The 24,662-nt window shown below is 72.5% G+C and carries 20 protein-coding genes; 14 read left to right on the forward strand and 6 right to left on the reverse strand.

All coding sequences use genetic code 11. The annotated features are described in order from the left end of the window. Positions 1-58 precede the first annotated feature (58 nt). From ABLE53_RS15495 to ABLE53_RS15525, 7 genes are read left to right on the forward strand one after another with little or no spacing between them, the layout of a single operon-like run. Complete coding sequence (locus ABLE53_RS15495; RefSeq protein WP_348859909.1) at positions 59-1,621, forward strand: ABC transporter substrate-binding protein; 1,563 nt, start codon at positions 59-61, stop codon at positions 1,619-1,621. A 2-nt stretch (positions 1,622-1,623) separates the two neighbouring features. Next, positions 1,624-2,604: an ABC transporter permease gene (locus ABLE53_RS15500; protein WP_348859910.1), complete on the forward strand. Its 981-nt coding sequence runs from the start codon at positions 1,624-1,626 to the stop codon at positions 2,602-2,604. Next, positions 2,601-3,497 (forward strand): ABC transporter permease, encoded by an 897-nt coding sequence (locus ABLE53_RS15505; RefSeq protein WP_348859911.1) that lies wholly within the window; start codon positions 2,601-2,603, stop codon positions 3,495-3,497. The genes ABLE53_RS15500 and ABLE53_RS15505 overlap by 4 nt, the downstream gene beginning before the upstream one ends. Beyond that, positions 3,494-4,438: an N-acetylmuramic acid 6-phosphate etherase gene (gene murQ / locus ABLE53_RS15510; protein ID WP_348859912.1), complete on the forward strand. Its 945-nt coding sequence runs from the start codon at positions 3,494-3,496 to the stop codon at positions 4,436-4,438. The genes ABLE53_RS15505 and murQ overlap by 4 nt, the downstream gene beginning before the upstream one ends. After that, positions 4,438-5,625: an anhydro-N-acetylmuramic acid kinase gene (locus ABLE53_RS15515; protein WP_348859913.1), complete on the forward strand. Its 1,188-nt coding sequence runs from the start codon at positions 4,438-4,440 to the stop codon at positions 5,623-5,625. Before murQ ends, ABLE53_RS15515 begins: the two co-directional genes overlap by 1 nt. Then, entirely contained in the window at positions 5,622-6,773 is a 1,152-nt protein-coding gene (locus tag ABLE53_RS15520) for a serine hydrolase domain-containing protein (RefSeq protein WP_348859914.1), read from the forward strand. The genes ABLE53_RS15515 and ABLE53_RS15520 overlap by 4 nt, the downstream gene beginning before the upstream one ends. Continuing rightward, the gene (locus ABLE53_RS15525) at positions 6,770-8,413 is read left to right on the forward strand and encodes a dipeptide ABC transporter ATP-binding protein (RefSeq protein ID WP_348859915.1); all 1,644 of its coding nucleotides are present in this window, start codon (positions 6,770-6,772) and stop codon (positions 8,411-8,413) included. The genes ABLE53_RS15520 and ABLE53_RS15525 overlap by 4 nt, the downstream gene beginning before the upstream one ends. A gap of 349 nt (positions 8,414-8,762) precedes the next feature. Here the strand turns inward: ABLE53_RS15525 and ABLE53_RS15530 are convergent, their stop codons facing one another. Further along, a complete protein-coding gene (locus tag ABLE53_RS15530) occupies positions 8,763-9,695 on the reverse strand; it encodes a universal stress protein (RefSeq protein ID WP_348859916.1) in 933 nt (310 codons plus the stop codon). Between the two features lie 180 nt (positions 9,696-9,875). On the opposite strand from ABLE53_RS15530, the gene ppsA reads away from it, so the two are divergent. After that, positions 9,876-12,281 carry a phosphoenolpyruvate synthase gene (gene ppsA / locus ABLE53_RS15535; RefSeq protein WP_348859917.1) on the forward strand — a complete coding sequence of 802 codons (2,406 nt, stop codon included), beginning with the start codon at positions 9,876-9,878 and terminating at the stop codon, positions 12,279-12,281. A gap of 113 nt (positions 12,282-12,394) precedes the next feature. On the opposite strand, the gene ABLE53_RS15540 is transcribed toward ppsA, so the two are convergent. Together ABLE53_RS15540 and ABLE53_RS15545 are read right to left on the reverse strand one after the other, a co-directional pair. Then, positions 12,395-13,873 carry a bifunctional aminoglycoside phosphotransferase/ATP-binding protein gene (locus ABLE53_RS15540; protein ID WP_348859918.1) on the reverse strand — a complete coding sequence of 493 codons (1,479 nt, stop codon included), beginning with the start codon at positions 13,871-13,873 and terminating at the stop codon, positions 12,395-12,397. A gap of 93 nt (positions 13,874-13,966) precedes the next feature. Continuing rightward, entirely contained in the window at positions 13,967-15,223 is a 1,257-nt protein-coding gene (locus ABLE53_RS15545; protein ID WP_348859919.1) for a universal stress protein, read from the reverse strand. Positions 15,224-15,361: 138 nt separating this feature from the next. On the opposite strand from ABLE53_RS15545, the gene ABLE53_RS15550 reads away from it, so the two are divergent. Next, positions 15,362-16,798, forward strand: a complete 1,437-nt coding sequence (locus ABLE53_RS15550; protein WP_348859921.1) for an MFS transporter — start codon at positions 15,362-15,364, stop codon at positions 16,796-16,798. A gap of 15 nt (positions 16,799-16,813) precedes the next feature. Here the strand turns inward: ABLE53_RS15550 and ABLE53_RS15555 are convergent, their stop codons facing one another. Further along, positions 16,814-17,608 carry an Fpg/Nei family DNA glycosylase gene (locus ABLE53_RS15555; protein WP_348859922.1) on the reverse strand — a complete coding sequence of 265 codons (795 nt, stop codon included), beginning with the start codon at positions 17,606-17,608 and terminating at the stop codon, positions 16,814-16,816. 125 nt (positions 17,609-17,733) lie between these two features. Here ABLE53_RS15555 and ABLE53_RS15560 point away from each other — a divergent pair, with 125 nt between their 5' ends. From ABLE53_RS15560 to ABLE53_RS15580, 5 genes are all read left to right on the forward strand, one after another. Then, entirely contained in the window at positions 17,734-18,228 is a 495-nt protein-coding gene (locus tag ABLE53_RS15560; protein WP_348859923.1) for a VOC family protein, read from the forward strand. Between the two features lie 99 nt (positions 18,229-18,327). Beyond that, a complete protein-coding gene (locus ABLE53_RS15565) occupies positions 18,328-19,176 on the forward strand; it encodes a tryptophan 2,3-dioxygenase (RefSeq protein WP_348859924.1) in 849 nt (282 codons plus the stop codon). Beyond that, positions 19,169-20,434 (forward strand): kynureninase, encoded by a 1,266-nt coding sequence (locus ABLE53_RS15570; protein ID WP_348859926.1) that lies wholly within the window; start codon positions 19,169-19,171, stop codon positions 20,432-20,434. The genes ABLE53_RS15565 and ABLE53_RS15570 overlap by 8 nt, the downstream gene beginning before the upstream one ends. Next, positions 20,431-21,309, forward strand: coding sequence for a PaaX family transcriptional regulator (locus tag ABLE53_RS15575; protein WP_348859927.1), 879 nt, complete (start codon positions 20,431-20,433; stop codon positions 21,307-21,309). The genes ABLE53_RS15570 and ABLE53_RS15575 overlap by 4 nt, the downstream gene beginning before the upstream one ends. A gap of 31 nt (positions 21,310-21,340) precedes the next feature. Then, positions 21,341-22,978 (forward strand): hypothetical protein, encoded by a 1,638-nt coding sequence (locus tag ABLE53_RS15580; protein ID WP_348859928.1) that lies wholly within the window; start codon positions 21,341-21,343, stop codon positions 22,976-22,978. Positions 22,979-22,981: 3 nt separating this feature from the next. Here ABLE53_RS15580 and ABLE53_RS15585 read toward each other — a convergent pair whose 3' ends face one another. Both ABLE53_RS15585 and ABLE53_RS15590 read right to left on the reverse strand, forming a co-directional pair. Further along, on the reverse strand, positions 22,982-23,740 hold the full coding sequence (locus tag ABLE53_RS15585) for an alpha/beta hydrolase family protein (protein WP_348859929.1): 759 nt from the start codon (positions 23,738-23,740) through the stop codon (positions 22,982-22,984). Positions 23,741-23,814: 74 nt separating this feature from the next. Next, a complete protein-coding gene (locus ABLE53_RS15590) occupies positions 23,815-24,621 on the reverse strand; it encodes an SDR family NAD(P)-dependent oxidoreductase (RefSeq protein WP_348859930.1) in 807 nt (268 codons plus the stop codon). Positions 24,622-24,662: the final 41 nt, after the last annotated feature.

The raw sequence follows: 24,662 nt of genomic DNA on the forward strand, positions 1-24,662 counted from the left end.
TCGGGAGGACCCGCCGGTGCCGTCGCTCGGGGACGCACCCATCCCCCTGGAGGAACCCGTGAATAAGCCTGCCCCCGGACGCCGCGCCCATGGGAAGCTCAGCGCCGCCAGCGCCGCGCTCGCCACGACCCTGCTGACCACCGGCCTGCTCGCCGGCTGCGGCAGCTCCGGCTCGGGCTCGTCGGGCGACGGCAACGGGACCCTCGTCTTCGGCATCACCGCCGACCCCACCCAGATGGTGCCGTGGACGTCGACGTCGACCCAGTCGATCCAGGTCCTGTCGCAGATCTACAGCCCCCTGCTCAACACCGACGAGGACAGCGTGCCGGAGGCCGGCCTCGCCGATCTGCCGAAGGTCTCGGCCGACGGCAAGACCTACACGTTCACGCTGAAGAAGGGGCTGACCTTCGGAAACGGGTCGGCGCTCGACTCCACCGACGTCAAGTACACCTACGAGAAGATCATGGACCCGGCCTCGAGCGCGAGCTCGGCGTCGTACTTCGCCTCCGTGGCGAGCATCGACACCCCCGACAAGCAGACCGTCGTCGTACACCTCAAGCAGCCGGACGCGTCGTTCGTCTCCGGTCTGACCCTGGTCAACACCGCCATCGTGCCCTCCGACGTCCCCGTGAAGACCCTGGAGACGAAGCCGGTCGGCTCGGGGCCGTACCAGTTCGTGAGCCGTACGCCGAACGAGTCGATCACGCTCAAGCGCAACCCTGACTACTACGCCGGAACGCCGGGGGCGGCGAAGGTGGAGTTCCGGATCATCCCCGACGACCAGTCGATGGTGTCCTCGCTCAAGACCGGCTCGGTGGACGTCGCGATCTTCGACAACCCGGTGACGGCGAAGACGGCGGAGTCGGGCGAGACGTCGAGTACGCCGGTCGACTCACTCTCCTACCACGTGCTGCAGCTGCGGGCCTCCTCCCCGGTGCTGTCGAACGTCAACACCCGGCTCGCGATCCAGTGCGCGATCTCGCGGCAGGACGTCATCGACTCCGCGGCGCTCGGCGCGGGCGAGCCGACCGGGCCGATCACCTCGCCGGAGTACCGCTCCGACCCCGACGACCAGCCCTGCCCCGACCAGGACCTGACGAAGGCCAAGGAGTACCTCGCCAAGGCCGGGAAGCCGAACGGCTTCTCGCTCGACCTGATGACCTCGCAGGGCCTCTACTCCACCGCCGTGGACGAGGCGCAGAACATCCAGGCCCAGCTCGCGAAGGTCGGGATCAAGGTGAAGGTCGAGACGCTCGACTCCAACGCGTACGTCCAGAAGTGGCTCGACGCCGACTTCGACGCGGCGATCGCGCTCAACGGCGGCAGCTCGGACCCGAACACGATGTACGCCCGCTACTTCACCAGCAGCGGCAGCTACAACAAGGTGGCCGGCTACAGCTCGCCGACCCTCGACAAGCTCTTCGCGCAGGGCATCGCCACGACGGACACCTCGAAGCGCAAGGCGATCTACGAGCAGGTCTCGAAGCAGCTCGTCGACAACGCGCCGTGGGTCTGGCTGTTCACGCCGAAGGACTACATCGTCGCCAACAAGGCGGTCCACGGGCTCGAGGCGCGGACGGACGCGTCGCTGGCCACGCTGTGGAAGGCGTCGATCTCCTGACCGTGGCAGCCCGGCTCAGCGCGTTCGCGCGCCATCCGATCACGCGGCGCGTCGGCGAGGCCGTCCTGACCCTGCTCGGGGTCTCGGTCCTCACCTTCGTGCTGCTCCGGGTCGTGCCCGGGGACCAGATCACCGCGGCGTACGGCACCGCCGCCGGCGACCTGTCGCCCGCGCAGGTGCACGCGCTCGAGGCCTACTACGGCGTCGACAAGCCGTTGCTCGTGCAGTACTTCAGCTGGCTCGGCGGTGTTCTCACCGGCCACCTCGGCGTCTCCGCCACGTCCCACCTCACCGTGCTGTCGATGACCGCTCAGGCGCTGCCCAACACGATCGAGCTGGCCGTGCTATCGATCGTGGTCGGGCTGGTGCTCGGCGTACCCGGCGGCATGCTCGCCGCCAGCCGTCCGGGCAGGGCCCGGGACCAGGTCAGCCAGCTGACCAGCCTGCTGGCGCTGTCGATCCCGTCGTTCCTGCTCGCGACGGCTGTGTCGAGCTGGCTGGCGAACAACCTGGGCTGGTATCCCAACGGCGAGGGCTACCGGCGGCTCTGGGAGGACCCGGGCCTCAACCTCGAGCAGATGCTGCTGCCGGCCCTGGTGCTCGGTATCAGCATCGCCTCGCCGGTCTTCTCCACGACCCGGGCCGCGATCCTGGCCGTGCGCGCCGAGGACTACGTACGGACCGCGCGCGCCAAGGGCGTCCCGGCGCGCCGGCTGCAGGTCAGGCACATCCTGCGCAACGCCCTGATCCCGGTGGTCACCATGAGCGGGCTGCAGTTCGGCTTCCTCCTCGGCGGCGCGCTCGTGGCCGAGCAGATCTTCGCGATCCCGGGGATCGGCCGGCAGGTGCTGCTCGGGCTCAACCAGAAGGAGTACGCCGTCGTGCAGAGCACGGTGCTGATCATCGCCGCGATGTTCGTACTGGTGAACCTCCTGACCGACCTGCTCTACCGGGTCGTCGACCCGCGGGTGAGGGTGCGATGAGCGCCGCGGCGGACATGCACGAGGTCCCCGACCTGCCCGAGGCCGCCGCGCCCCGACGTACGCATCCCTGGGCGGCGGCGTTCCGCACGCCGGCCGGGATCGTGGGGCTGGTGCTGATGGTCGCGGTCGTCGTGCTCGCCCTCCTCGCGGCGCTGGGGCTGACCCACGACCCGGCGCAGCAGAACGTCCGCGAGTCGCTGCAGGGGCCGGGCGGGGCGCACTGGTTCGGGACCGACCAGTTCGGCCGCGACACCTTCGCCCGGGTCTGTTCCGGGCTGGCCAACTCGCTGCGCGTCGCGCTGGTCTCCGTGGCCGCCGCGGCGGTCGTCGGGGTGGTGCTGGGCGTGCTCGCCGGCTACTACCAGGGCGTCGTCGACCGCGTGGTCGGCGTCATCACCAACGTCCTCTTCGCGTTCCCTTCACTCCTGCTGGCGCTGGCCCTGGCCGCGACGCTGAAGCGGAGCTGGGTGACCGTCGCGCTGTCGATCGCGATCGTCTACATGCCGATCTTCGCCCGCGTCGCGCGGGGGCCGGTCCTCACCCTGCGGCAGGCGGACTACGTGCTCGCCTCCACCGCGATCGGGCGCAGCCGGCTGTCGACCCTGTTCGAGCACGTGCTGCCGAACATGCGGGGCATCCTCGTCGTCCAGGTGACGCTGTCGCTGTCGTGGGCGATCCTCACCGAGGCGTCGCTGAGCTTCCTCGGCTTCGGGACGCCGCCGCCGGCAGCGTCACTGGGCGGGATGGTGTACGACGCACAGTCGCTGGTGAGCGTGGCGCCGTGGATGCTGCTCTTCCCCGGCGCCGCCCTGATGGTGGCGGTCGTGGGGCTCAACCTCGTCGGCGACGGCCTGCGCGCCGCGTTCGACCCGCGGGCGGGAGGCCGACGATGAGCGACGAGACACCCGAGCGGAGCGAGGGGCTCGACGAGCTGGCCGGCCTCGACGAGCTCGCGACCGAGGCGGTCGACGACCGCGGCCTCATGCTCGACGAGCTGACCGTCGCCGACCTGGTCGAGCTCATGAACGACCGCGACGCGACCATCGCCGGCGCCGTACGCACCGCGCTGCCGACCATCACCGCCGCCATCGCCGCCACCGTCGAGCGGATGCGCGAGGGCGGCCGGCTGATCTACGCCGGCGCGGGAACGTCCGGGCGGCTCGGCGTCCTCGACGCCTCCGAGGTGCCGCCGACGTTCGGCACGGCCGGCGACGTGGTCGTCGGGCTCATCGCCGGCGGCCCGCGGGCGATCGTCAGCTCCGTGGAGTCGGCCGAGGACAGCGCCCAGACCGGCGCGGCCGACGTCGACGGGTTGGGCGTCGGACCGCTCGACACCGTGGTCGGGATCGCCTCGAGCGGACGTACGCCGTACGTCCTCGGAGCCGTCGCCCGGGCCGCCGAGGCGGGCGCGCTGACGGTCGGGCTGTCGTGCAACCTCGACACCCCGCTGTCCGCGGCGACCGACCACGGGATCGAGATCCCGGTCGGCCCGGAGATCGTCGCCGGCTCCACCAGGCTGGGTGCCGGGACGGCGACCAAGATGGTGCTCAACATGTTCTCGACGGTGAGCATGGTGCAGCTCGGGAAGACCTACCAGACGCTCATGGTCGACGTCCGGGCGACCAACGCGAAGCTGGTCCGGCGGGCGGTCCGGATCGTGACGCTCGCGACCGGCGTCGACGACGACACCGCGCGGCAGACGCTCGACGCCGCCGACTGGCACGCCAAGCTCGCCATCGCGATGATCTCGACCGGCCTCGACGCCGACGAGGCGAGGCGCGCGCTCGACGCCGCCGGCGGGCGGCTGCGCGCGGTCATCGAGGAGCGTGGCTGATGCGCGTGCTCGGCATGATCTCCGGGACCTCCCACGACGGGATCGACGTCGCGGTGGTGGACTTCGCGGTCGAGGGCGGAACGCTCGTCGGGAGGATCGAGCACGCCGGGTCCACGGCGTACGACGGCGCGCTGCGGCAGCGGCTGATCGCCGCGCTCCCGCCCGCGCCGGTCGGCTTCGACGTGGCGTGCGAGCTCGACACCGCGCTCGGGCAGGCCTTCGCCGGCGCGGCGCGCGCGGCCGTCGCTGCGGCCGGGCCGGTCGACCTGGTCTGCTCGCACGGGCAGACTGTCTTCCACTGGGTCGAGGACGGCCGGGGGCTCGGCACGCTCCAGCTCGGCCAGCCGGCGTGGATCGCCGAGGCGACCGGTGTGGCGGTCGTGTCCGACGTACGCGCCGCCGACCTCGCCGCCGGCGGTCAGGGCGCGCCGCTCGTGCCGCTGCTGGACACCCGGCTGCTGACGGCGTACGTCGCCGAGGGCCGGCGGGCCGGCGCGCTCAACCTCGGCGGCATCGCCAACCTGACCGTCTGCGCGCCCGCGGCCGAGCCGCGGGCGTGGGACATCGGCCCGGCCAACGCACTCATCGACGCCGTCGTGACCGCGGCGCCGGGCGAGGAGACGTTCGACCGCGACGGCGCCCTGGCTCGGGAGGGCGCCGTCGTGGCCGGGCTGCTCGGGGATCTGCTCGCCGAGCCGTACTACGCGCTGCCCCCACCCAAGAGCACGGGCAAGGAGCTCTTCCACCTCGCCTACGTGCGCGAGGCGGCCGCCCGCGCGGGGGTCGAGACGTCCGTGCCGGACCTCGTCGCGACGCTCACCGAGCTGACGGCGGTGACGGTCTCGCGGGCCGTCGCGGCGGCGGGGCTCGAGGTCCTGGTCGCGTCGGGCGGCGGCGTACGCAACCCGGTGCTGATGGAGCGGATCGTGGCGCTGCTGCCCGAGGTGCGGGTCCTGACGAGCGACGCCCTCGGCGTACCCGCCGGGGAGAAGGAGGCGGTCGCCTTCGCGCTCATCGGCTGGGCGACGGCCCACGGCCTGCCCGGCAACGTGCCGTCGTGCACCGGCGCATCCGGGGCGAGGGTGCTCGGCCGGATCACGCCCGGCGCCGCGGGCGTGCCGTCCGACGCGCTGCCGGCCTGGCCGGACGGGCTCGTCGTCGACGGCTCCGGTGGTGGTGCGTCATGACCCTTCAGTCGTACGCCGACCGGCTGCTGCTCCTCGGCGGCGACGGGCGGCATCCCGCGGGCGCCGTCGTCGGCGTACGCACGGCCGACGGTTGCCTGGTCACCGCCGCCGGATGGGCTGCGCTGCCGGCCGACGGACGTCCGGGGGTGCCGATGACGCCGGGGCTCCTGCTCGACGTCGCGTCGGTGACGAAGATCGCGGCCACGACGCCGCTGGTGATGCGGCTGGTCGCCGACGGCAAGCTCGGGCTCGACGACCTGGTCCGGCGGCACCTTCCCGGCTTCGCCGGCGGCGGCAAGGACGAGGTCACCGTCGAGCAGCTGCTGACGCACACGGGCGGACTGCAGCCGTGGTGGCCGCTGTACGCCGAGGAGACCGACCGGCAGACCGCGCTGCTGGTCGCCCAGCGACTCCCGCTCGCCGCCTCGCCGGGGAGCGTCTGGCGCTACTCCGACCTCGGGATGATCCTGCTCGGCCACATCGTCGAGCGGGTCTCCACGCTCGATCTCGCCGAGGCCCACCGCCGGGTGGTCGCCGAGCCGCTCGGGCTGTCCGCCCGCTACGGCCCGGTGCCGCCCGACGATGCCGCGACGAGCGCGGACAGCGACGCCTACGAGCACGCCATGCTCGCCGGCGGCCGGCCCTATCCGGTCGGCATCGGGCCCGAGCGGTTCGACGGCTGGCGCGACCGGCCGATCCGTGGGGAGGCGAGCGACGGCAACGCGGCGCACGCCCTCGGTGGGGTCGCCGGCCACGCCGGACTGTTCGCGACCGTCGACGACCTCCTCGTGCTGGGCGCGGCACTTCGCCACGGTTCCTTCGTGCCGGCGAAGGTGCTCGCGCGCTTCGCGACTCCGTCGCCGCTGCACGAGGAGCAGGCGCTGGGATTCCGCCGCCGCCAGGTGCCGTACGCCGGAGGCGTGCTCACCCTGCTCCATCACCCCGGCTTCACGGGCACGTGGCTGGCGTTCGCGCTCGAGGAGGAGCTCGTCGTCGCCGGCGGCGCGACCCGGCTGCACGGCACGACCGGTCCCCTGCCGCTCGGCGACGCGACGCCGCGGCTGCCCGACGTCGTACAGGGTCCCGACATCCAGGACGTCCTGCTCGAGGCTGGCCTCGAGCGGTTCCACGGCAGTGAGGAACGATGACCGACACCCCCGACCGCGAGCCGGTCCTGACAGTCCGTGACCTCTCGGTCTCCTTCACGACCTCGCGCGGCGAGATCGAGGCCCTGCGCCACGTCGACCTCGACCTGGCCGCCGGCGAGACGGTCGCGGTCGTCGGCGAGTCGGGGTCCGGCAAGTCCACCCTCGCGTCGTGCGTCAACCGGCTGCTCGCCGACAACGGCCGGATCACCGGCGGCACCATCCTGCTCGGCGACCTCGACGTCACCGCCGCCTCGGAGGCGCGGATGACCGCGATCCGCGGCGCCCGGATCGGTCTCGTCCCGCAGGACCCGATGACCGGCCTCAACCCGGTGATACGGGTAGGGGCGCAGATCGTCGAGGCGCTCGAGGTGCACGGGCTCGCGAAGGGGCGCGCTGCGCGCGAGCGGGCCGTCGACCTCCTCGGCCAGGCCGGGATCCACGAGCCGGAGACCCGGTTCGACCAGTACCCGCACGAGTTCTCCGGCGGCATGCGGCAGCGGGTGCTCATCGCGATGGCGCTCGCCTGTCGGCCCGAGGTCCTCCTCGCCGACGAGCCGACGTCCGCGCTCGACGTCACCGTGCAGCGCCGGGTCCTCGACCAGATGTCGGAGCTGGCGTCGGAGATCGGGTCCGCGGTCCTGCTCATCACCCATGACCTCGCCCTCGCGGCCGAGCGGGCCGACCGGGTCGTCGTGATGTACCGCGGCGAGGTCGTCGAGACCGGCCCCGCCGCACAGGTCATCGCCGAGCCGCAGCACGACTACACCAAGCGGCTCCTCGCCGCGGCCCCCGGGATGGCGAGCGCCAAGGTCGCCCCGGTCCGCGACGTCTCCGACGGCACGGCCGAGCCGGAGGTCCTCCTCGAGCTCAGCGACGCGCTGAAGCGCTACCGGATGCGCGGCCGGCACGACCCGTTCCACGCCGTCGACGGCGTCGACCTCGCCATCCCGCGCGGCAGGACCGTCGCGATCGTCGGCGAGTCCGGCTCGGGCAAGTCGACGACCGCCCGACTGGCGCTGCGCCTCGAGGACGTCGACGGCGGCGTGGTGCGCTACCGCGGCGCCGACGTCTCGGCGCTGCGCGGCGAGGAGCTGCTCGCCTACCGGCGGGCCGTCCAGCCGGTCTTCCAGAACCCGTACGCCTCGCTGGACCCGCGCTACACGATCGGGCAGGTCGTCGAGGAGCCGCTCCGGGTCCACCGGATCGGCGACGCCGCGTCGCGGCGGAGGTCGGTGGTCGACCTGCTCGACAAGGTCGCCCTCCCGCCGTCGTACGCCGGCCGGCGGCCGCACGAGCTCTCCGGCGGCCAGCGGCAGCGAGTCGCGATCGCCCGCGCGCTCGCGCTCGAGCCCGAGCTGGTCGTGCTCGACGAGGCGGTCAGCGCCCTCGACGTCCTCGTCCAGGAGCAGATCCTCGACCTCATGGTCTCGCTCCAGCGCGACCTCGGGCTGTCGTACCTCTTCATCAGCCACGACCTCGCCGTCGTACGCCTCGTCTCGCACCACGTCTACGTCATGCGGGCCGGCCGGGTCGTCGAGAGCGGCGACCCCGACGAGGTCTTCCGCCATCCGCGGGATGACTACACCAAGCAGCTCGTCGCCGCGGTCCCGGGGCACCGGGGTGCCGCGGGTCACTCCTAGACCGATCCGGTCGCAAGATCGGGGTGGAAAACGGCTGACGGGCGTCGTCGAACTGACGTACGATAATCGCAGGTCTTGGTCGTAGCCGGTCCGCCCGTGACAGCTCCGGTCGGAGGGCCGGAGCTCGCCGGGCCAGATGATCCGGGGGTATGTGTCCAGGCCTGGGCCCTCGCTCGTCGCCACCGCCACCGCGCGGCGGATCCACCGACCTCGACAACGGTGTCATCTTCTGCCATCACCATCATCGCCGCGCACACGACCCGGCCTACGACCCCACCCGGCTCGCCAACGGCGACTTCCGCTTCCGACGCACATAGCCGTCAGCGAGCAACCCGGGTCGTAGGCCGCCCTACGTGGCCGCGGGCTCCTCGGCGGGCTCGACGGCGTGCCCCGCTCGCGGGCCCGGCAGCGCCCACTCGCGGGCAGGCGGGAGGACCTCGACCGGGCACGGCACCCCGTGGAGCAGGGCGCGGCCGGTGAGCCCGAAGGCCCCCGACGCGGCGCTGCTCGGCCGCCGGGTGAGCAGCAGCAGCCCGGCGCGGCCGGCGGCGCCCTGCAGGACCTGCGACGGCCGGCCCTGCTCGATGCGCAGCTCCACGGGGACGTCGGCGTACCGCTCGCGGAGTGGGGCGGAGACCTCATCCAAGATCCGCCGGTCCTCCTCCAGCCACAGCTCCGGGTCGACGCCGCGGGCGAGGTCGTCGTCCTCGAGACCGGGCCGGTACGCCGCGTGGAGCAGGACCAGCCGGGCGTCGCGGCGCCTGGCCTCCTGGAGGCCGATCTCGATGAGCGCCAGCGAGCGCCGCGGGTCGCGGATGCCGGCGACGACGATGCGCCGCTCCCCCACCGCGCGCCAGGTCGACGGGACCAGCGCGACCGGCGTGGCGCAGCGGGCGATCACCTCGTCGCCGGCCCAGCCGGTGACGAGCCGCTCGGCGTACGGCAGCGACTCGTCGCCGAGCACGAGCAGAGCCGCACCGGCCGCCTCCGACACCAGGGCCTGCGCGCGCTGACCCTTCAGGAGCGCGGTCGTGACCCGGTCGGAGGCGACGTAGTCCCGCGCGAGCGCGGCCGCCTCGCCGAGGATCCGGCGGCCGGCGGCCTCGAGCTCCGCCGGGCACATCTCGTACGCCGCCGGATAGACCGGCAGCGCCGTGGGCGGTACGTGGACGACACGCAGCGCGGCGTCGCGTCGGATGGCCTCCCGAGCGGCGTACCTCACCGCGGCTGCACTGCCGGCGGAGCCGTTGACCCCGACCACGATCGTCTCGTCGTACTTCATCTCAACCCCTCTGTTGATGTCACCTCCACCATCCCCCGCGCGCGGGTGCGGGAGTCAGGGTCAACCGTCTAGGCCGGCCGGGACCTTCGACACGGGTCCCTGCCACGACGGGCAGATGGTCCCTCCACCACGCTCCAAGCGGCCCTGTGGCCACAGCGTCCGCGGGCGTGGCATGGGGGCATGAGCACCCTCCAGAGGACCAGCTACGTCAGGACCTTCGCCGAGATCGGGCTCGACGACGTCGCACTCGTCGGCGGCAAGAACGCCTCGCTCGGCGAGATGTACCGCCGCCTCTCGGCCAAGGGTGTCCGCGTCCCGAACGGCTACGCGGTCACCGCCGAGGGGTTCCGGCACGTGCTCCGCTGCGCCGGTGCCGACGAGCGGCTCCGGGCGATCTTCGCGGACATGCCCCTCGAGGGGGACATCACCCTCGAGGACCTCGCCCGGCGGGCGGAGGAGGCGCGCGGCGTCGTGTACGCCGCGGGACTCCCCGACGACCTGGCCGAGGAGGTGCTGGCGTCGTACCGCAGGCTGCGCGAGGAGTACGGCGAGGACGTCGCGCTCGCCGTCCGCTCCTCGGCGACGGCGGAGGACCTGCCGGACGCGAGCTTCGCCGGGCAGCACGAGTCCTACCTCGACATCCGCGGCGAGGACGCGCTGCTCGACGCCGTACGCCGCTGCTTCGCGAGCCTGTTCACCGAGCGCGGCGTCGACTACCGGCGCCGGCACGGCTACGACCAGCTCTCCGTCGCGCTCTCGGTCGGGGTGATGAAGATGGTCCGCTCCGACATCGCGGCCTCGGGCGTGGTCTTCACGCTCGACACCGAGTCCGGGTTCCGCGACGTGGTCTTCGTGACCGGCTCGTACGGCCTCGGCGAGAACGTCGTGCAGGGCGTCGTCGAGCCCGACGAGTTCTACGTCCACAAGCGGACGTACGCCGCCGGCCACCGCGCCGTCCTCCGTCGCCGGCGCGGCAGCAAGGCGGTCCGGATGGTGCTGGGTGACCCTGCCACCGAGCCGGTGCGCAACGAGCCGGTGCCCGAGGCCGACCGCGAGCGGTTCTGCCTCACCGACGACGAGGTGCTCGAGCTGGCCGGCACGGCGATGACGATCGAGAACCACTACGCCCGGCCGATGGACATCGAGTGGGCGAAGGACGGCACAGACGGTCTGCTGTACGTCGTCCAGGCGCGCCCGGAGACCGCCGCCTCGCTGCGGGCGCCGGCGGCGTCGGCGCGGTACGTCGTGGAGTCGCACGGCGAATTGCTCGCCACCGGACGTGCCGTCGGGGCGCGGGTCGCGGCCGGCCGGGCGCGGATCGTGACCAGCCCCGACGAGGCCGGGGACTTCGCGCCCGGCGACGTGCTGGTCGCGACCAGCACGACGCCCGACTGGGAGCCGCTGATGAAGGTCGCCGGCGCGGTCGTCACCGAGCGCGGCGGACGCACCTGCCATGCCGCGATCGTCGCGCGCGAGCTCGGCCTGCCGGCCGTCGTCGGGACCGGCGACGCCACCACCGTCGTGACCGACGGCGACGAGGTGACCGTCTCCTGCGCGGAGGGCGACACCGGGCACGTCTACCGCGGGCGTGCGGCCTTCCACGTCGACGAGGTCATCGCGACGTCCACCCGCCGTCCGGAGACCCACATCATGGTCAACCTGGGCAACCCCGACCTCGCGTTCGAGACGTCCTTCCTGCCCAACGACGGCGTCGGGCTGGCCCGGATGGAGTTCATCCTCACCGAGTCCGTCAAGGTGCACCCGATGGCCGCGCTCCATCCCGAGCGGATCGCCGACGCCGCCGAGCGGGCCGAGATCGACCGCCTCGTCCGTGGCTACCCCGACCCGGCGGCGTACGTCGTCGAGCGGCTCTCGGAGGGCATCGGCACCATCGCCGCCGCCTTCTACCCCAAGCCGGTGGTCGTACGACTCTCGGACTTCAAGTCGAACGAGTACGCCGCACTGCTCGGCGGCCGGGCGTTCGAGCCGGAGGAGGACAACCCGATGCTCGGCTTCCGCGGCGCGTCGCGCTACGCCCACCCGGCGTACACCGAGGGGTTCGCCCTCGAGTGCCGGGCGCTGCGGCGGGTCCGGGAGCAGATGGGCCTCGCCAACGTCATCGTGATGGTGCCGTTCGTACGCCGGCTCGAGGAGGCCGACCTGGTCCTCGGCCGGATGGCCGACCTCGGTCTGGAGCGCGGCCGGAACGGCCTGAAGGTGTACGCGATGTGCGAGGTGCCGTCGAACGTGATCCTCGTCGACGAGTTCGCCGAGCGGTTCGACGGGTTCTCCATCGGCTCCAACGACCTCACCCAGCTCACGCTCGGCGTCGACCGCGACAGCGAGCTGGTCGCCTTCGACTACGACGAGCGCGACCCGGCGGTGGAGCGGATGATCGCCCTCGCCATCGACGGCTGCCGGCGTCACGGCATCCACTCCGGTATCTGCGGCCAGGCGCCGTCGGACCACCCCGAGGTGGCGAGGTTCCTCGTCGAGGCCGGCATCGACGCCATCAGCCTGCTGCCCGACAGCGTCGTCGGCGTCACCCAGGCGGTCCTCGACGAGGAGCGGCGGCTCGGGCGATGACGTCGAGTCGGGGGTTGTGACCACATGAGTTCGGGAGTTCGGACCCGTCGAATCGGGGCTTTGGCGCGCCGGTCGGGTCACAACTCCCGACTCGGCAGGTCACAACCCCCGACTCAACCGGTGACGGCGACGACGGCGCGGTCGACGGTGTCGTCGAGGGCCCCGGCGGTGTCGAGCTCGACGGCGCCCGGCCAGGGCTGCTCCCGGTCGCGCATCAGCGACGCGATCTGCTCGTCGGCGTCGGAGACCGCCTGGCGGCGGCGGATCCGGTCGGCGGCGAGGCCCGGGTCGAGCACGCAGCGCAGAGCGGTGAGGTCGGTGTACGCCGTCTCGGCCAGCGCCGCGGCGTGCCGCCGGTCCTCGGGGTCGCTCCAGGAGGCGTCGAGCACGACCGACTCCCCGCGGGCGAGCAGCGCCGCCGCGCGGTCGAGCAGCTCGGCGTACGTCCGCCGGGTCCACTCCGGGGCGTAGATGCCCTCGCCGAAGGCGGCGGCGCTGGTGTGGTCGTCGGGGTCGACCCCCGCCAGCTCCTTGCGTACGCGGTCGCTGCTCAGCACGACCATCCCCAGCCGGTCGGCCAGGCCGCCGGCGACCGTGGACTTGCCGGTGCCGGGCGCGCCACCGACCACCACGAGACGTACCGCGGCCCGGCGCAGGTGCTCCAGTGCGAGCCGGCAGAGCGCGTCCGGCTCGCCGTCGGCACGGTCGCCGGGCGCCTGCTCACGGCGTACGGCGGCGACCTTCGCCCGCATGAAGGCGCGATAGGCGATGTAGTGGTGCACCAGCGAGCCCGGCGGGACCTCGCCGCTCTCGCCGAGATAGGCGGCGACGAGCTCGGCCGACTCCTCCCGCGCACCCAGCCGCTCGAGGTCCATGGCCAGGCAGGCGATGTCATCGAGCACGTCGAGGTAGCGCAGCCGGTCGTCGAACTCGAGGCAGTCCAGGATCCGCGGGCCGTCGTCGAGCAGGAAGATGTCGCCGGCCAGCAGGTCGCCGTGCCCGTCCACGACGCGGCCGCCGTCGGCGCGGGCGTCGAACAGCGCCTCCCGGCCGGCGAGGTAGCGCCGCGCGAGCCGCGCCACCTCGTCGTACGCACGCGTGTCCAGCCGGCCCGCATCCAGGTCCCCGCCACGGAAGCGCTCGGTCTCGCGCAGGTTGTTCTCCCACCGCTCCCGGAGCTGGTCCCGCCGCCCCTCGACGGCGATGTGGTCGCCCCGCTCGGCGCGCTTATGGAACGCCGCCACCACCCGTGCGATCCGGTGCAGGTCGTCCCGCGACGCCTCCCCACGGGCGACGAGGGCCGTCAGCCGACGCTGCTCCGGCATCCGGCGCATCACCACCGCCGGCTCGGTGCCACCGTCGACGCCGGGCTCGGCACTGGGGAGCTCGGCGACGTCGACGTACACGTCCGGCGCGATCCGGCGGTTCAGCTCGAGCTCGCGCCGACACACCCGCCGGCGCGTCTCGACGTCACGGAAGTCCAGGAAGCCGAGGTCGACGGCCTTCTTCAGCTTGTAGGCCGTGGAGCCGATGAGAAGCACGACGCCCGAATGAGTCTCGTGCACGTCGGCGTACGGCGTCGGCTCGCTCATCGTCCCCCACTCTACGGAAGCGGGGCGTGCGACACCGGCCCCTCGCGGAGGCCGGTGTCGCGGCTGGTCAGCGCGGCTGCTCAGCGCGCCTGGTCAACGCGGCTGGCGCCAGTCGCTCGGGACGATCGCCACGGGCACGGGCGAGCGGTGCAGGAGCCGCCTGCTGACCGATCCCAGCGGAAGCCGGCGGCGCCGGCTGCGGTCGGGGCGGCCGACCACGAGCAGTCCGGCGTCGTCGGCCGCGTCGAGCACTATCGTGACCGGCGAGCCCTTGGGCGAGCGGACGGTGACCACGACGTCCGGGTAGCCGTGGCGGAACGGCGCCACCGCATGGTCGAGCCCCTCGGCGACCCGCTCGGCCCACTCGTCGGCGGTGTGGCCGGAGGCGGTGGGCCGGTAGAAGTACGCCGGCGGCTCCCATGCCCCGACGATCTCCAGGGGCACGCCCGCGGTCCGGGCCTCCTCGAACCCGAACCGGATCGCCGCCGGGTGCGGGTCGAAACCGTCGATCGCGACGACCACCGGCGCGGCGTCGTCGCCCGGCTCCCAGGCGCTGGGTACGGCGACCACGGGGACCTGCGCGTGCTGGGCGACCGTGATGGCGGTGGTGCCGACGAAGACGTCGTCCTCGACATCGGCGCCCTGGCGTCCCACGACCACGAGGTCGGAGCCGATCGCGCGGGACAGCAGGGCCGCGTCCGAGCCGACGAGCACCGTGGCGCTCACGTCCATGCCCGGGTGCTTGCGGCGTACGTCGTCGCACAGCCGGTCCAGGTCGGACTGGGCCTCGCGCACGGTGTCGGCGAGCGGCTCGCCCCAGGCGAGGCTGACGTCGTCGACGACGTGGCTCAGCTCCAGTGCCTCGCGCCGCCGCGCGGCGTGCTGCGCCGCCCAGGCCAGCGCGGGCGTGGGCCGCAGGGGCGCCTCCATCCCGACCATCGTCCGGCCGCCAAGCCGGCGCCGCCCCTCTCCCGCCCCCGCCCGCGGGCGCACGACCGACTCGCGCTGCAACGACGCGATCTCGCTGGTCCGCCGGCCGATGCCCTCGAGGTCCTCGTTGACCGCCTCGAGCAGCGTCAGCGAGAGCCGCTCGAGCGCACGGCTCACGGCCAGCTCGTCGCCGATCTCAGGCACGTCGCGGTCCTTCGGGTTGAGCCGCGCCGCGCCGCTGCCGCGCAGCGTCGTACCCGCCCCTGTGCTCAGCCTGGCCTCCGCGTGGGTCTCACCACCGTGCTCGCCGATGAACACGTCGACCGCCCAGGTCTTCGTCGCCATCCGCTCGAGGTCGGTCGTACCGCTGTCGGTCGCGACGCGGTCGCTCGTACCCGTCTTCGTCGTGTCGGTCGTCATCTCTCCTCCTCCGTCGATCTCCTCCCAGCCTCGTGACCGCCCCCGGCGGGCAGGAGTGCCGAACGTCCCACGGCCGGTCGTCCGAAGTTCCCGCCGACCGCGCTCATGCGATCGGTTACCTATGGGTACAGGCGTCCGATGACTGTGCTGAGCCCGAAGGAGCGGAAGAAGAACTGGTCCCTGGACGACGTCGTCGTCACCGAGCCGCCCGTCATCCGCCGCGCCATCGGCGCAGCGGCGATCGGCAACATCACCGAGTGGTACGACTTCGGCGTCTACGCCTACTTCGAGCCGACCATCAAGGACGTCTTCTTCGACGGGCTCAGCGACACCGCCGGCACGATCGCGACCTTCGGCCTCTTCGCCGTCGCCTTCCTGGTCAGGCCGTTCGGGGGCCTCTTCTTCGGCCCGCTGGCGGATCGCATCGGCCGCAACATCGTGCTCGCCACGACGATGATCCTGATGGCGCTCGGCACATTCGCGATCGGCTGCATCCCCGACAAGAACGCGATCGGCCTGTGGGCGCCGGGCCTGCTGCTCGTGGCCCGCCTGGTGCAGGGCTTCTCGACCGGTGGGGAGTACGGCAACGCGATGACCTTCATCGCGGAGTACGCCCCCGACCGGCGGCGCGGCTTCTTCGGTAGCTGGCTGGAGTTCGGCACCTTCACCGGCTACCTGATGGGCGCCATCATCGTCACCGTCGTCGACACCGGGCTGACCGACGACCAGCTCCACTCCTGGGGCTGGCGGCTGCCGTTCTTCGTCGCGCTCCCGCTCGGCATCATCGGCGTCTACCTGCGGACCCGGCTCGCGGACACCCCCGCCTTCCAGCAGCTCGAGAAGGAGTCCGAGGAGCGGGAGAAGTCACAGCGGACCGGCGACGAGGCCCGGATCCTGGCCCGGCTGTGGCCGTTCCTGCTCGTCTGCATGGGGATCGTCATCGTCTGGAACGTCACCAACTACATGCTGACGTCGTACATGCCGACGTACGTCACCGAGACGGTCCCCGACGCCACCTCGGCCGGCGTCTCCACCAGCACGTCGCAGTGGCTCCAGATCGTCGTGATGGCCGTCGCGCTCCTCACGATCCCGGTGCTCGGGTGGCTCTCGGACAAGGTGGGCCGCAAGCCGATCATGTGGACGGGGACGGTAGCGCTGATCGTGCTGGCCGTGCCGATGATCCTGCTGATCCGCGCGGAGAGCCCGTGGGCTGTGTTCCTCGGGCTGCTCCTCATGGGGCTGGCCCTGATCTGCTTCAGCGCCACCTCGCCGTCGACGCTGCCCTCGCTCTTCCCGACGGCCGTCCGCGGCGCGGGCCTCTCGGTCTCCTTCAACGTCGCCATCTCGCTCTTCTGCGGCACCACGTCGGTGGTCGTGGGCGCACTCGTGAGCGCGACCGGCGACCTCAACTGGCCGGCGTACTACCTCATCGCCGCCGGCGTGGTCGGCGCGATCTCGCTGCTTTTCGTCCAGGAGCCCAACGGCCGCCGGATGTGGGGCTCGGCACCCGCCGCCGCGTCCGAGGAGGAGGCCAGGGACCTGGTTCGCGAGCACGCCGGCGAGCAGGCCGCCTGAGACCCGCGTGACCGCTCAGCCGGCCTGGCAGGAGGGGCACCAGTACGAGTGCCGCCCGCCGACGGCGAGCCGCTCCACCCGACCGCCGCACCGAGGGCAGGACCGGCCCTCCTCGCGCGCGTGGATGAGCCAGCCCCGCGGCATATCGGCCGGGTCGGCGCCGGCCTCGACCGCCCGGCGCAGCACTCGCTGGGTCTGCCGGTGGAGGCGGCGTACGCCGGCGTCGTCGATCTCCTCGGCCGGCCGGCGCGGGTCGAGCCGGGCGTGGAACGGGATCTCGTCGGAGTAGATGTTGCCGACACCTGAGACGCGGGCCTGGTCCATCACGGTCGAGACGAGCGATCCGCGGCTCGCGTGGAGCAACTCGCCCCACTCGGCCGGATCGAGGTCGAGCGCGTCCGGGCCGAGGTCGTGGGCCGCCGCGAACTCGTCCGGGTCGTCGGCGAGCCCGATCCTGCCCAGCCGGCGCTGGTCGACGAAGCACACGAGGCGGTCGCCGAGGTCGAGGACGACCCGGGTGTGACCGGGCTGCTCCGCGTCGGCGTCGAGCCGCTCGACGTACGCCGTCATGCCGAAGTGCAGCGTCAGCCACCCGCCGCCCTCGATCCCGTTCTCGATCTCCGCGAGCAGGTGCTTGCCGTGGCGGCGGGTCGAGAGCAGCCGCCGGCCCATCAGCGCGTCCCGCAGGCGGCGGGCGCTGATCCCGTCGAGCACCTGCGTGTCGCGTACGTCGACGTCCTCGATCCTCCGCTTCAGCGCGCTGTGCGCGAGCCGGCGCCGGAAGACCTCCACATCGGGCAGCTCGGGCATGCCCGTCCGGTACCCGATCGCGCTGGGCGGACCCCTTGACCGATCGCCCTTCCCGATGTAGTTTAGTTTTCAACTACAAGCCGTGCGAGGCCCTCCCCGCACCTCAGCCCCACGAGGAGCGAGCAATGACGATCGATCTCGACTTCATCACCAAGGACCGGGAGCGCATCAAGAAGGAGTACCTCCTGCCCGAGGACTCCCGCCCCGAGGGCAGCGCCCGCGGGATCCACCACACCGCCCTGCTCTCCTCCGACGTGCGCCGCACGATCGACTTCTACCAGGGCCTGCTCGAGTTCCCGCTCACCGAGATCTTCGAGAACCGCGACTACGCCGGCTCGGACCACTTCTTCTTCGACGTCGGCGCCAACAACCTGCTCGCCTTCTTCACGCTCCCCGGCCTCGACCTGGGCGAGTACGCCGAGGTCCTCGGCGGCCTGCACCACCTCGCCATCTCGGTGACCAACGAGAAGTGGGACTACCTCCGGGCCAAGCTGGACGACGCCGGCATCGACTACCTCGTCGAGTCGAAGACCTCGATCTACCTCAAGGGCCCCGACGGCGAGCGCATCGAGCTCCTCGCCGACCCGCTCGGCTCGATGTACGGCACCAAGGTCCTCTGACCCCCGGGCTCGCTCGGGCCGGCGCGGGGGCCGGCCCGAGCGAGCTCCGGCTCATTTCATCGTCCTGACGGTCGTCAGGAACGTGATACTTTCACCCGCATGGCCCTCGAGGACGGGGTCCGGCCGCTCGAGCAGGGCGTGCGGACCGACTTCAGCGCAGCGATGGACTACGGGAGCTACCTCTCCCTCGACTCCCTGCTCGCGGCCCAGCACCCGCTGACCGACCATCCCGACGAGCTGCTCTTCATCGTCCAGCACCAGACGACGGAGCTGTGGTTCAAGCTCGTCCTCCACGAGCTCGAGGGCGTCCGCGCCTGCTTCGACGCCGACGACGTACGCCGCGCCCGCAAGGGCCTCGCCCGGGTCAAGCACATCTTCCGGACACTCACCGAGCAGTGGTCGGTGCTCGCGACGCTGACACCGAGCGAGTACGCCGAGTTCCGTGGCGACCTCGGCTCCGCGTCGGGATTCCAGAGCCACCAGTACCGCGCCGTCGAGTTCGTCCTCGGCAACAAGAACGCCGCCATGCTCAACGTCTTCGACGCCCATCCGGAGGCGCGCGCGACGCTGGCGCGGATCCTGGAGAGCCCGACCGTCTACGACGCCTTCCTGCGCCACCTCGCCCGGCAGGGCCACCCGGTGCCGACCGGGATACTGGACCGCGACGTCACCCGCGCCTGGGTGGAGAGCGCCGAGCTGGTGCCCGTCCTGGCGGAGATCTACGCCGACACCACCGCGCACTGGGAGGCGTACGCCACCTGCGAGGACCTCGTCGACCTCGAGGACGCCTTCCAGCTGTGGCGCTTCCGCCACCTGCGGACCGTGCAGCGGACGATCGGCTTCAAGACCGGCACCGGCGGCTCGTCCGGCGTCGCGTTCCTCCAGCGGGCCCTGGAGCTGACCTTCTTCCCCGAGCTCTACACGGTGAGGAACTCCGTCGGTGGCTGACCCGCTCACCCTGCTCCCCGAGGCGCTGGTCGGGAAGGCCCGCGCGCTGGACGCCGCGGACCCGCTCGCCGCCTACCGCGACGAGTTCGTGGAGGTCGACGGTCTGGTCGCCTACCTCGACGGCAACTCGCTCGGCCGGCCGCTGAAGACCACCCGCGAGCGCCTCGCGTCCTTCGTCGACGGGCCGTGGGGCAGCCGGCTGATCCGCGCGTGGGACGAGTCCTGGATGGACGCCCCGACCGAGCTCGGCGACCTGATCGGCCGGGTGGTGCTCGGCGCCGCTCCGGGCCAGACCGTCGTCGCCGACTCGACGACGGTGATGCTCTACAAGCTGGTCCGCGCCGCCGTCGCCGCCCGCCCGGGCCGCGAGGAGATCATCGCCGACACGCAGAACTTCCCCACCGACCGCTACGTCCTCGAGGGCGTCGCGGCGGAGTGCGGCCTGCGCATCCGGTGGATCTCCCCCGATCCCGCCGCCGGGGTCACCGTCGAGCAGGTCCGCGCCGAGCTCGGACCTCGCACCGCGGCGGTGCTGCTCAGCCATGTCGCCTACAAGTCGGCGTACGTCGCCGACCTCCCGGCCATCACCGCGGCGGCGCACGCGGCCGGTGCGCTCGCGATCTGGGACCTGTGCCACTCCGCCGGCGCCCTCGAGCTCGCCCTCGACGAGGCCGGTGTGGACCTGGCGGCGGGCTGCACCTACAAGTACCTCAACGGCGGGCCCGGCTCGCCCGCGTTCGGGTACGTCGCACGCCGGCTCCAGGACGAGCTGCGCCAGCCGATCCAGGGCTGGATGGGCCATGCCGAGCCGTTCGCGATGGGGCCCGGCTACGAGCCGGCGTCCGGGATCAGGCGGTTCATCAGCGGGACGCCGCCGATCGTCGGGATGCTGCCGATGCGCGACATGCTGACACTCGTCGAGCGGGCCGGTACGCCCGCGATCCGGGCCAAGTCGATCGCACTCACCGGGCTCGCGGTGGAGATCGCCGACGAGGCGCTGGCGGCGTACGGCGTCACCGTCGCCTCGCCGCGCGACCCAGCGCTCCGCGGCGGCCACGTACTCCTCGAGCACCCCGACTTCGAACGGGTGACCGCCGAGCTGTGGCGCCGCGGCGTCATCCCCGACTTCCGGCCGCCACGGGGACTGCGGATCGGGCTCTCGCCCCTCAGCACCTCCTTCACCGAGCTGGCCGCCGGGCTCGGCCACGTCGCCCAGCTCCTCGCAGAAGGGCCGGACCGGCGATCGGCCCTGCCGTGACCACCGCTCCCGCCACCGTCACCCAGGCCACCGTCCTCGACGACCTCGACTCCCGGCCGGGCAGCACGACCTCGCTGCTGCGGACGGTCGTCGGCAGCACGGTGCGCGCCCACGGCGGCTGGATGTCCGCCGCGGCCTTCGTCGCGCTGATGGAGACGGTCGAGGTGCCTGCCGGCCGGACGCGGACGACGCTGACCCGGCTCAAGGCGCGCGGGCTGCTCGTGCCCGAGGCCCGCGACGGGCGGGCCGGCTACGCGCTCTCCGAGGGGGCGTTGCGGATGCTCGCCCGCGGCGACCGGCGGATCCACCATCCCCGCTTCATGGGCGAGCACGACCACTGGTGCCTGGTGTCGTTCTCGGTGCCGGAGACCAACCGCGACGTACGCCACCAGCTGCGCCGCCGGCTCTCCTGGATCGGCTGCGGCACGGTCGCGGCGGGACTGTGGATCTGCCCCGCCTACCTGGCCGAGGAGGTGCAGCAGATCGTCGCCGACCTCGGTCTGGACGGCCGGGTGACGCTCTTCGTCGTCGACCGGATCCACGGCGTCACCGACCTCTCCGCCGCGGTCGCCCAGTGGTGGGACCTCGACGCGCTGCGCGCACGTCACGACGAGTTCCTCGTGGCCGGCGCCGGCGCGGTCGACGCGTACCGCCGCGACCCGACCCCCGCCACCGCCTTCCGGACCTGGATCCGGGTCCTCGACGCCTGGCGCCCCATCCCCTACCTCGACCCGGGGCTGCCGCTGGCGTTCCTCCCGGCCGACTGGCCGGCCCGGCGGAGCATCCCGCTCTTCCTCGAGGTGCGCGACAGCGTCGCCACGGCGGCGGGCGAGTACGTCGACCGCGTCCTCGGCGCGGGGGATACGCCGATGTGACGCGGCTCATCCGCCTACTGTGGAGACGCCCATGGATCCACGCACTCCCCCGCACGACATCCCCGACCAGACGGACCAGCAGGCGGCGCGACCACGCCGGTCCGCCCGTGCCCGCGCGCGGCTCGTGGTGCGGTACGCCGTCGGCGTGCTCCTCGTCCTCGCGCCGTTCGCCGGGGCGCTGACGGCCATCACGTACGCCCCGCCGGCGCATCTCGAGGTGGTCGGCCAGGACGTGACGGTGAAGCCGGTCCTCGGGCAGGACACCACCCAGCTCCAGAGCGGCGCGATAATCCGGCCGGAGCACGCGACGATCCCGGTGCTGGGCAAGGACATCGGGCTCGACGTCGAGGCGGACTGGAACCAGCTGATCCCGCAGGACAAGCGGACCAGGGCCTACCTCACCCAGCTTTGGGACGACCCGGCGCCGGAGATGGCGCGGATCAGGTCGGCCGCGGAGCAGTACCTCGTGCGCTGGACCGTCGTCGGCTTCGGCGCGGTGCTCCTCCTCGAGCTCGGCACCTGGGCCGGGCTGCGCCAGCGGCGCCTCAAGCTGGCGTCGTACGTCGAGGACGAGGCGGCGCTCGTCGCCGGCCACAACCGGCGGCTGAGGGTGGTGTCTGCTGTCGTCGCGCTCGCCGCCGTCGCCGCCCTCGACGTGGTCGCGGTCCACAGCTACGCGCACGACGACCAGCGCACGGTGGTCGGCAGCCCGGTCTTCGCCGGGACCAGCCTGGCAGGGACCGAGGTCGACGGGCTGATCGGCGAGATCGTGCCGTTCCTGTCGATGATCGAGCCGCGCAACGAGTTCTACGACCGGGTCTCCGACAACCTCGACGACGCACTCGAGAAGACTCCGCTCGAGGCGGGCAAGGACGAGGTGCTCTTCATCGCCGGCGAGGACCTCGAGGACGTCAACGGGATGGCCCGGATCCTGGGCCGCGCCGCTGATCTCACCGACGCCGACTTCCTCGCCTACACCGGCGACCTGACCTTCGGCGGGAAGGCGATCGAGAGCTACCTCATCGACACGATCGACTACTACTCCGGTGGCGTGCCCGTCGAGTTCGCCCCCGGCCTGCACGACACCGACACGATCGTGCAGGCGGCGAAGGCGCGCGGCTGGCGGGTGGCCGACGGGAAGACCCACGAGATCGCCGGCATCGACGTGCTCACCGCCGCCGACCCGCGGATCTCCGACGTGGGCGACTTCGGCGCCGGCGTACGTCTGCGGGACCCGGACGTCGACGAGGACGAGTTCGTCTCCGACGTGGGCGAGGAGGCGTGCGCGACCGAGCCCGACTTCGTCCTGCTGCACGACCACCTGCTCGGCAAGCGGATCGCCGAGCAGGGCTGCACCTCCGCGGCGGTCGTCGACGGGAGGTCGTACGAGCTGGTCGGGCCGCGCACGGTGACGACGGTGCGCGGCGAGACGGCGGTCGAGTTCACCAGCGGCAGCGCCGGCGGCCACACCACCACCGCGCCGAACCCCGGCACCATCAGCAGCGCGGCGACCTTCGAGGCGTTCCTGTACGACACGAAGACCGGCGAGACCCGCTACAGCGTCTTCACCGTTCGCCCGGACGCGTCGGTCACGGTGACACCGCCGATCAGCATCGACGTGCCCTACCAGGACTTCCTCGACGACGGGCGCACCGAGGCGAACCCGTGAGGGTCACTTCTCGAGGTACTGGTCCGCCCAGGCGCTGATGATCCGGGCCGCCCGCTTGGCCTGGCCGGGGGCGGTGAGCAGGTGGTCGGAGCCCTCGAGCGAGACGAAGCTGCGCGGGTGGCGCGCCGTACGGAAGATGTCGCTGGCGTTCTGGATGCCGACGGTGTTGTCGGTCGGCGAGTGCATGATGAGCAGCGGCCGCTTGAGGTGCTTGATCTTCTCGCGCAGGTCGGCGGCGCGGACGTCCTCGACGAAGTGCCGGCGCAGGGTCAGCGCCCGGCCGCCGACCATCCACTCCGCGTGGCCCTCCGCCATCACCCGGCCGATCAGGGCGTCGTAGTTGTGCTCGACGTGCGCCGGCTCGACCGGGGCGCCGATGGTCACGACGGCGCGGACGCCGACCGAGGAGTGCGCCGCGGCGAGCACCGCCGCACCGCCGAAGGAGTGGCCCACCAGCAGGTCGGCCGGCGTGCCGCGGCCGGCCATGAAGCGGGTCGCCGCGGCGGTGTCGGCGACCTTGTGCGTGAACGAGCCGTCGCCCCAGTCGCCCTCGGAGTGGCCGAGGCCGATGTTGTCGAAGCGGAGCATCCCGATGCCCTCGCTGGCCAGCTGCTTGCAGATCCTCGACGCGGCGGGCGAGTCCTTGCCGAGGGTGAATCCGTGCGCGAACACGCCCCAGCCGCGCACCTCACCCTCGGGCAGGTCGATGAGGCCCGCGAGCATCGGGCCCGTCGTGCTCGGGAAGGTCACCCGCTCCGCCATGCCGGGCATCATGCCCCACCGGGCCCGCCGGTGCGGCCCGTCGTCCACCGCACGGCGGGAATGAGGATCCGGCGCTAGTCGGACGGCTTGGTCATCCGGGCGAAGATCGGCGCGGCGAGCGCGTCGGGCAGATGCGTGCCGAGCTCGGCCTGGACCTTGTTCTTGAACGAGCCGGCGACGACGCTCGGCTCCCCGGCCATCAGGGCCTCGAAGCCGTCCTTCGCGACGTCGCGGGCGTCGTCCTTGTCGGCCTGTCCGACGCCGGTGTCCTCCATGTCGGCGCGGGCGAAGAACTCGGTCTCGGTCGGGCCCGGCATCAGCGACGTCACGGTGACGCCGGTGTCCTTGAGCTCCTCGCGGATGCCCTCGGCGAAGGAGTGGACGAATGCTTTCGAGGCGGCGTACGTCGAGTGGTACGGGCCCGGCGCGACCGCCGCGATCGACGACGTCACGAGCACCCTGCCGGAGCCGACGGCGACCATGTCGCGGATCACGAGCTTGGCGAGGTGGACGGTCGAGCGGACGTTCAGGTCGACGAGGCGCAGGTCGTCCTCGAGCGTGGTCTGGTCGAACCGCCCGTTGACGCCGATCCCGGCGTTGAGGACCAGCGCCGCCGGCGTACGCCCGGTCTCCGCCACGCGGCTGTAGAGCTTCTCGACGCCGTCGGCCGTGGAGAGGTCGGCCTGGACGGGTACGACGGCGCCGCCGCGCTCCTCGAGCTCGACGGCGGCGCCCTGGATCTCGGACTCCTCGGCGGCGATGACGGCGTCGAAGCCGTGCTCGATGAACTCGGCGGCGAGCGCCCGGCCGATGCCGGTCGAGCCGCCCGTCACGACCACCAGGGGGCGGGTCTCGGTGTCTGTGTGGATGTTCTCTGTCATCCCGGCTCGGTATCCGGCGCCACGGTCGCCGATTCGCCTGT

The sequence above is a fragment of the Nocardioides asiaticus genome (assembly GCF_040049175.1).
Lineage (GTDB): Bacteria > Actinomycetota > Actinomycetes > Propionibacteriales > Nocardioidaceae > Nocardioides > Nocardioides cheoyonin.

Coding starts and splice junctions, on each gene's coding strand:
- ABLE53_RS15505 (WP_348859911.1), top strand. CDS start 2,601: ATGAGCGCCGCGGCGGACATGCACGAGGTCCCCGACCTGCCCGAGGCC.
- murQ (WP_348859912.1), top strand. CDS start 3,494: ATGAGCGACGAGACACCCGAGCGGAGCGAGGGGCTCGACGAGCTGGCC.
- ABLE53_RS15515 (WP_348859913.1), top strand. CDS start 4,438: ATGCGCGTGCTCGGCATGATCTCCGGGACCTCCCACGACGGGATCGAC.
- ABLE53_RS15520 (WP_348859914.1), top strand. CDS start 5,622: ATGACCCTTCAGTCGTACGCCGACCGGCTGCTGCTCCTCGGCGGCGAC.
- ABLE53_RS15525 (WP_348859915.1), top strand. CDS start 6,770: ATGACCGACACCCCCGACCGCGAGCCGGTCCTGACAGTCCGTGACCTC.
- ABLE53_RS15530 (WP_348859916.1), bottom strand. CDS start 9,695: ATGAAGTACGACGAGACGATCGTGGTCGGGGTCAACGGCTCCGCCGGC.
- ppsA (WP_348859917.1), top strand. CDS start 9,876: ATGAGCACCCTCCAGAGGACCAGCTACGTCAGGACCTTCGCCGAGATC.
- ABLE53_RS15540 (WP_348859918.1), bottom strand. CDS start 13,873: ATGAGCGAGCCGACGCCGTACGCCGACGTGCACGAGACTCATTCGGGC.
- ABLE53_RS15545 (WP_348859919.1), bottom strand. CDS start 15,223: ATGACGACCGACACGACGAAGACGGGTACGAGCGACCGCGTCGCGACC.
- ABLE53_RS15550 (WP_348859921.1), top strand. CDS start 15,362: ATGACTGTGCTGAGCCCGAAGGAGCGGAAGAAGAACTGGTCCCTGGAC.
- ABLE53_RS15555 (WP_348859922.1), bottom strand. CDS start 17,608: ATGCCCGAGCTGCCCGATGTGGAGGTCTTCCGGCGCCGGCTCGCGCAC.
- ABLE53_RS15560 (WP_348859923.1), top strand. CDS start 17,734: ATGACGATCGATCTCGACTTCATCACCAAGGACCGGGAGCGCATCAAG.
- ABLE53_RS15565 (WP_348859924.1), top strand. CDS start 18,328: ATGGCCCTCGAGGACGGGGTCCGGCCGCTCGAGCAGGGCGTGCGGACC.
- ABLE53_RS15580 (WP_348859928.1), top strand. CDS start 21,341: ATGGATCCACGCACTCCCCCGCACGACATCCCCGACCAGACGGACCAG.
- ABLE53_RS15585 (WP_348859929.1), bottom strand. CDS start 23,740: ATGGCGGAGCGGGTGACCTTCCCGAGCACGACGGGCCCGATGCTCGCG.
- ABLE53_RS15590 (WP_348859930.1), bottom strand. CDS start 24,621: ATGACAGAGAACATCCACACAGACACCGAGACCCGCCCCCTGGTGGTC.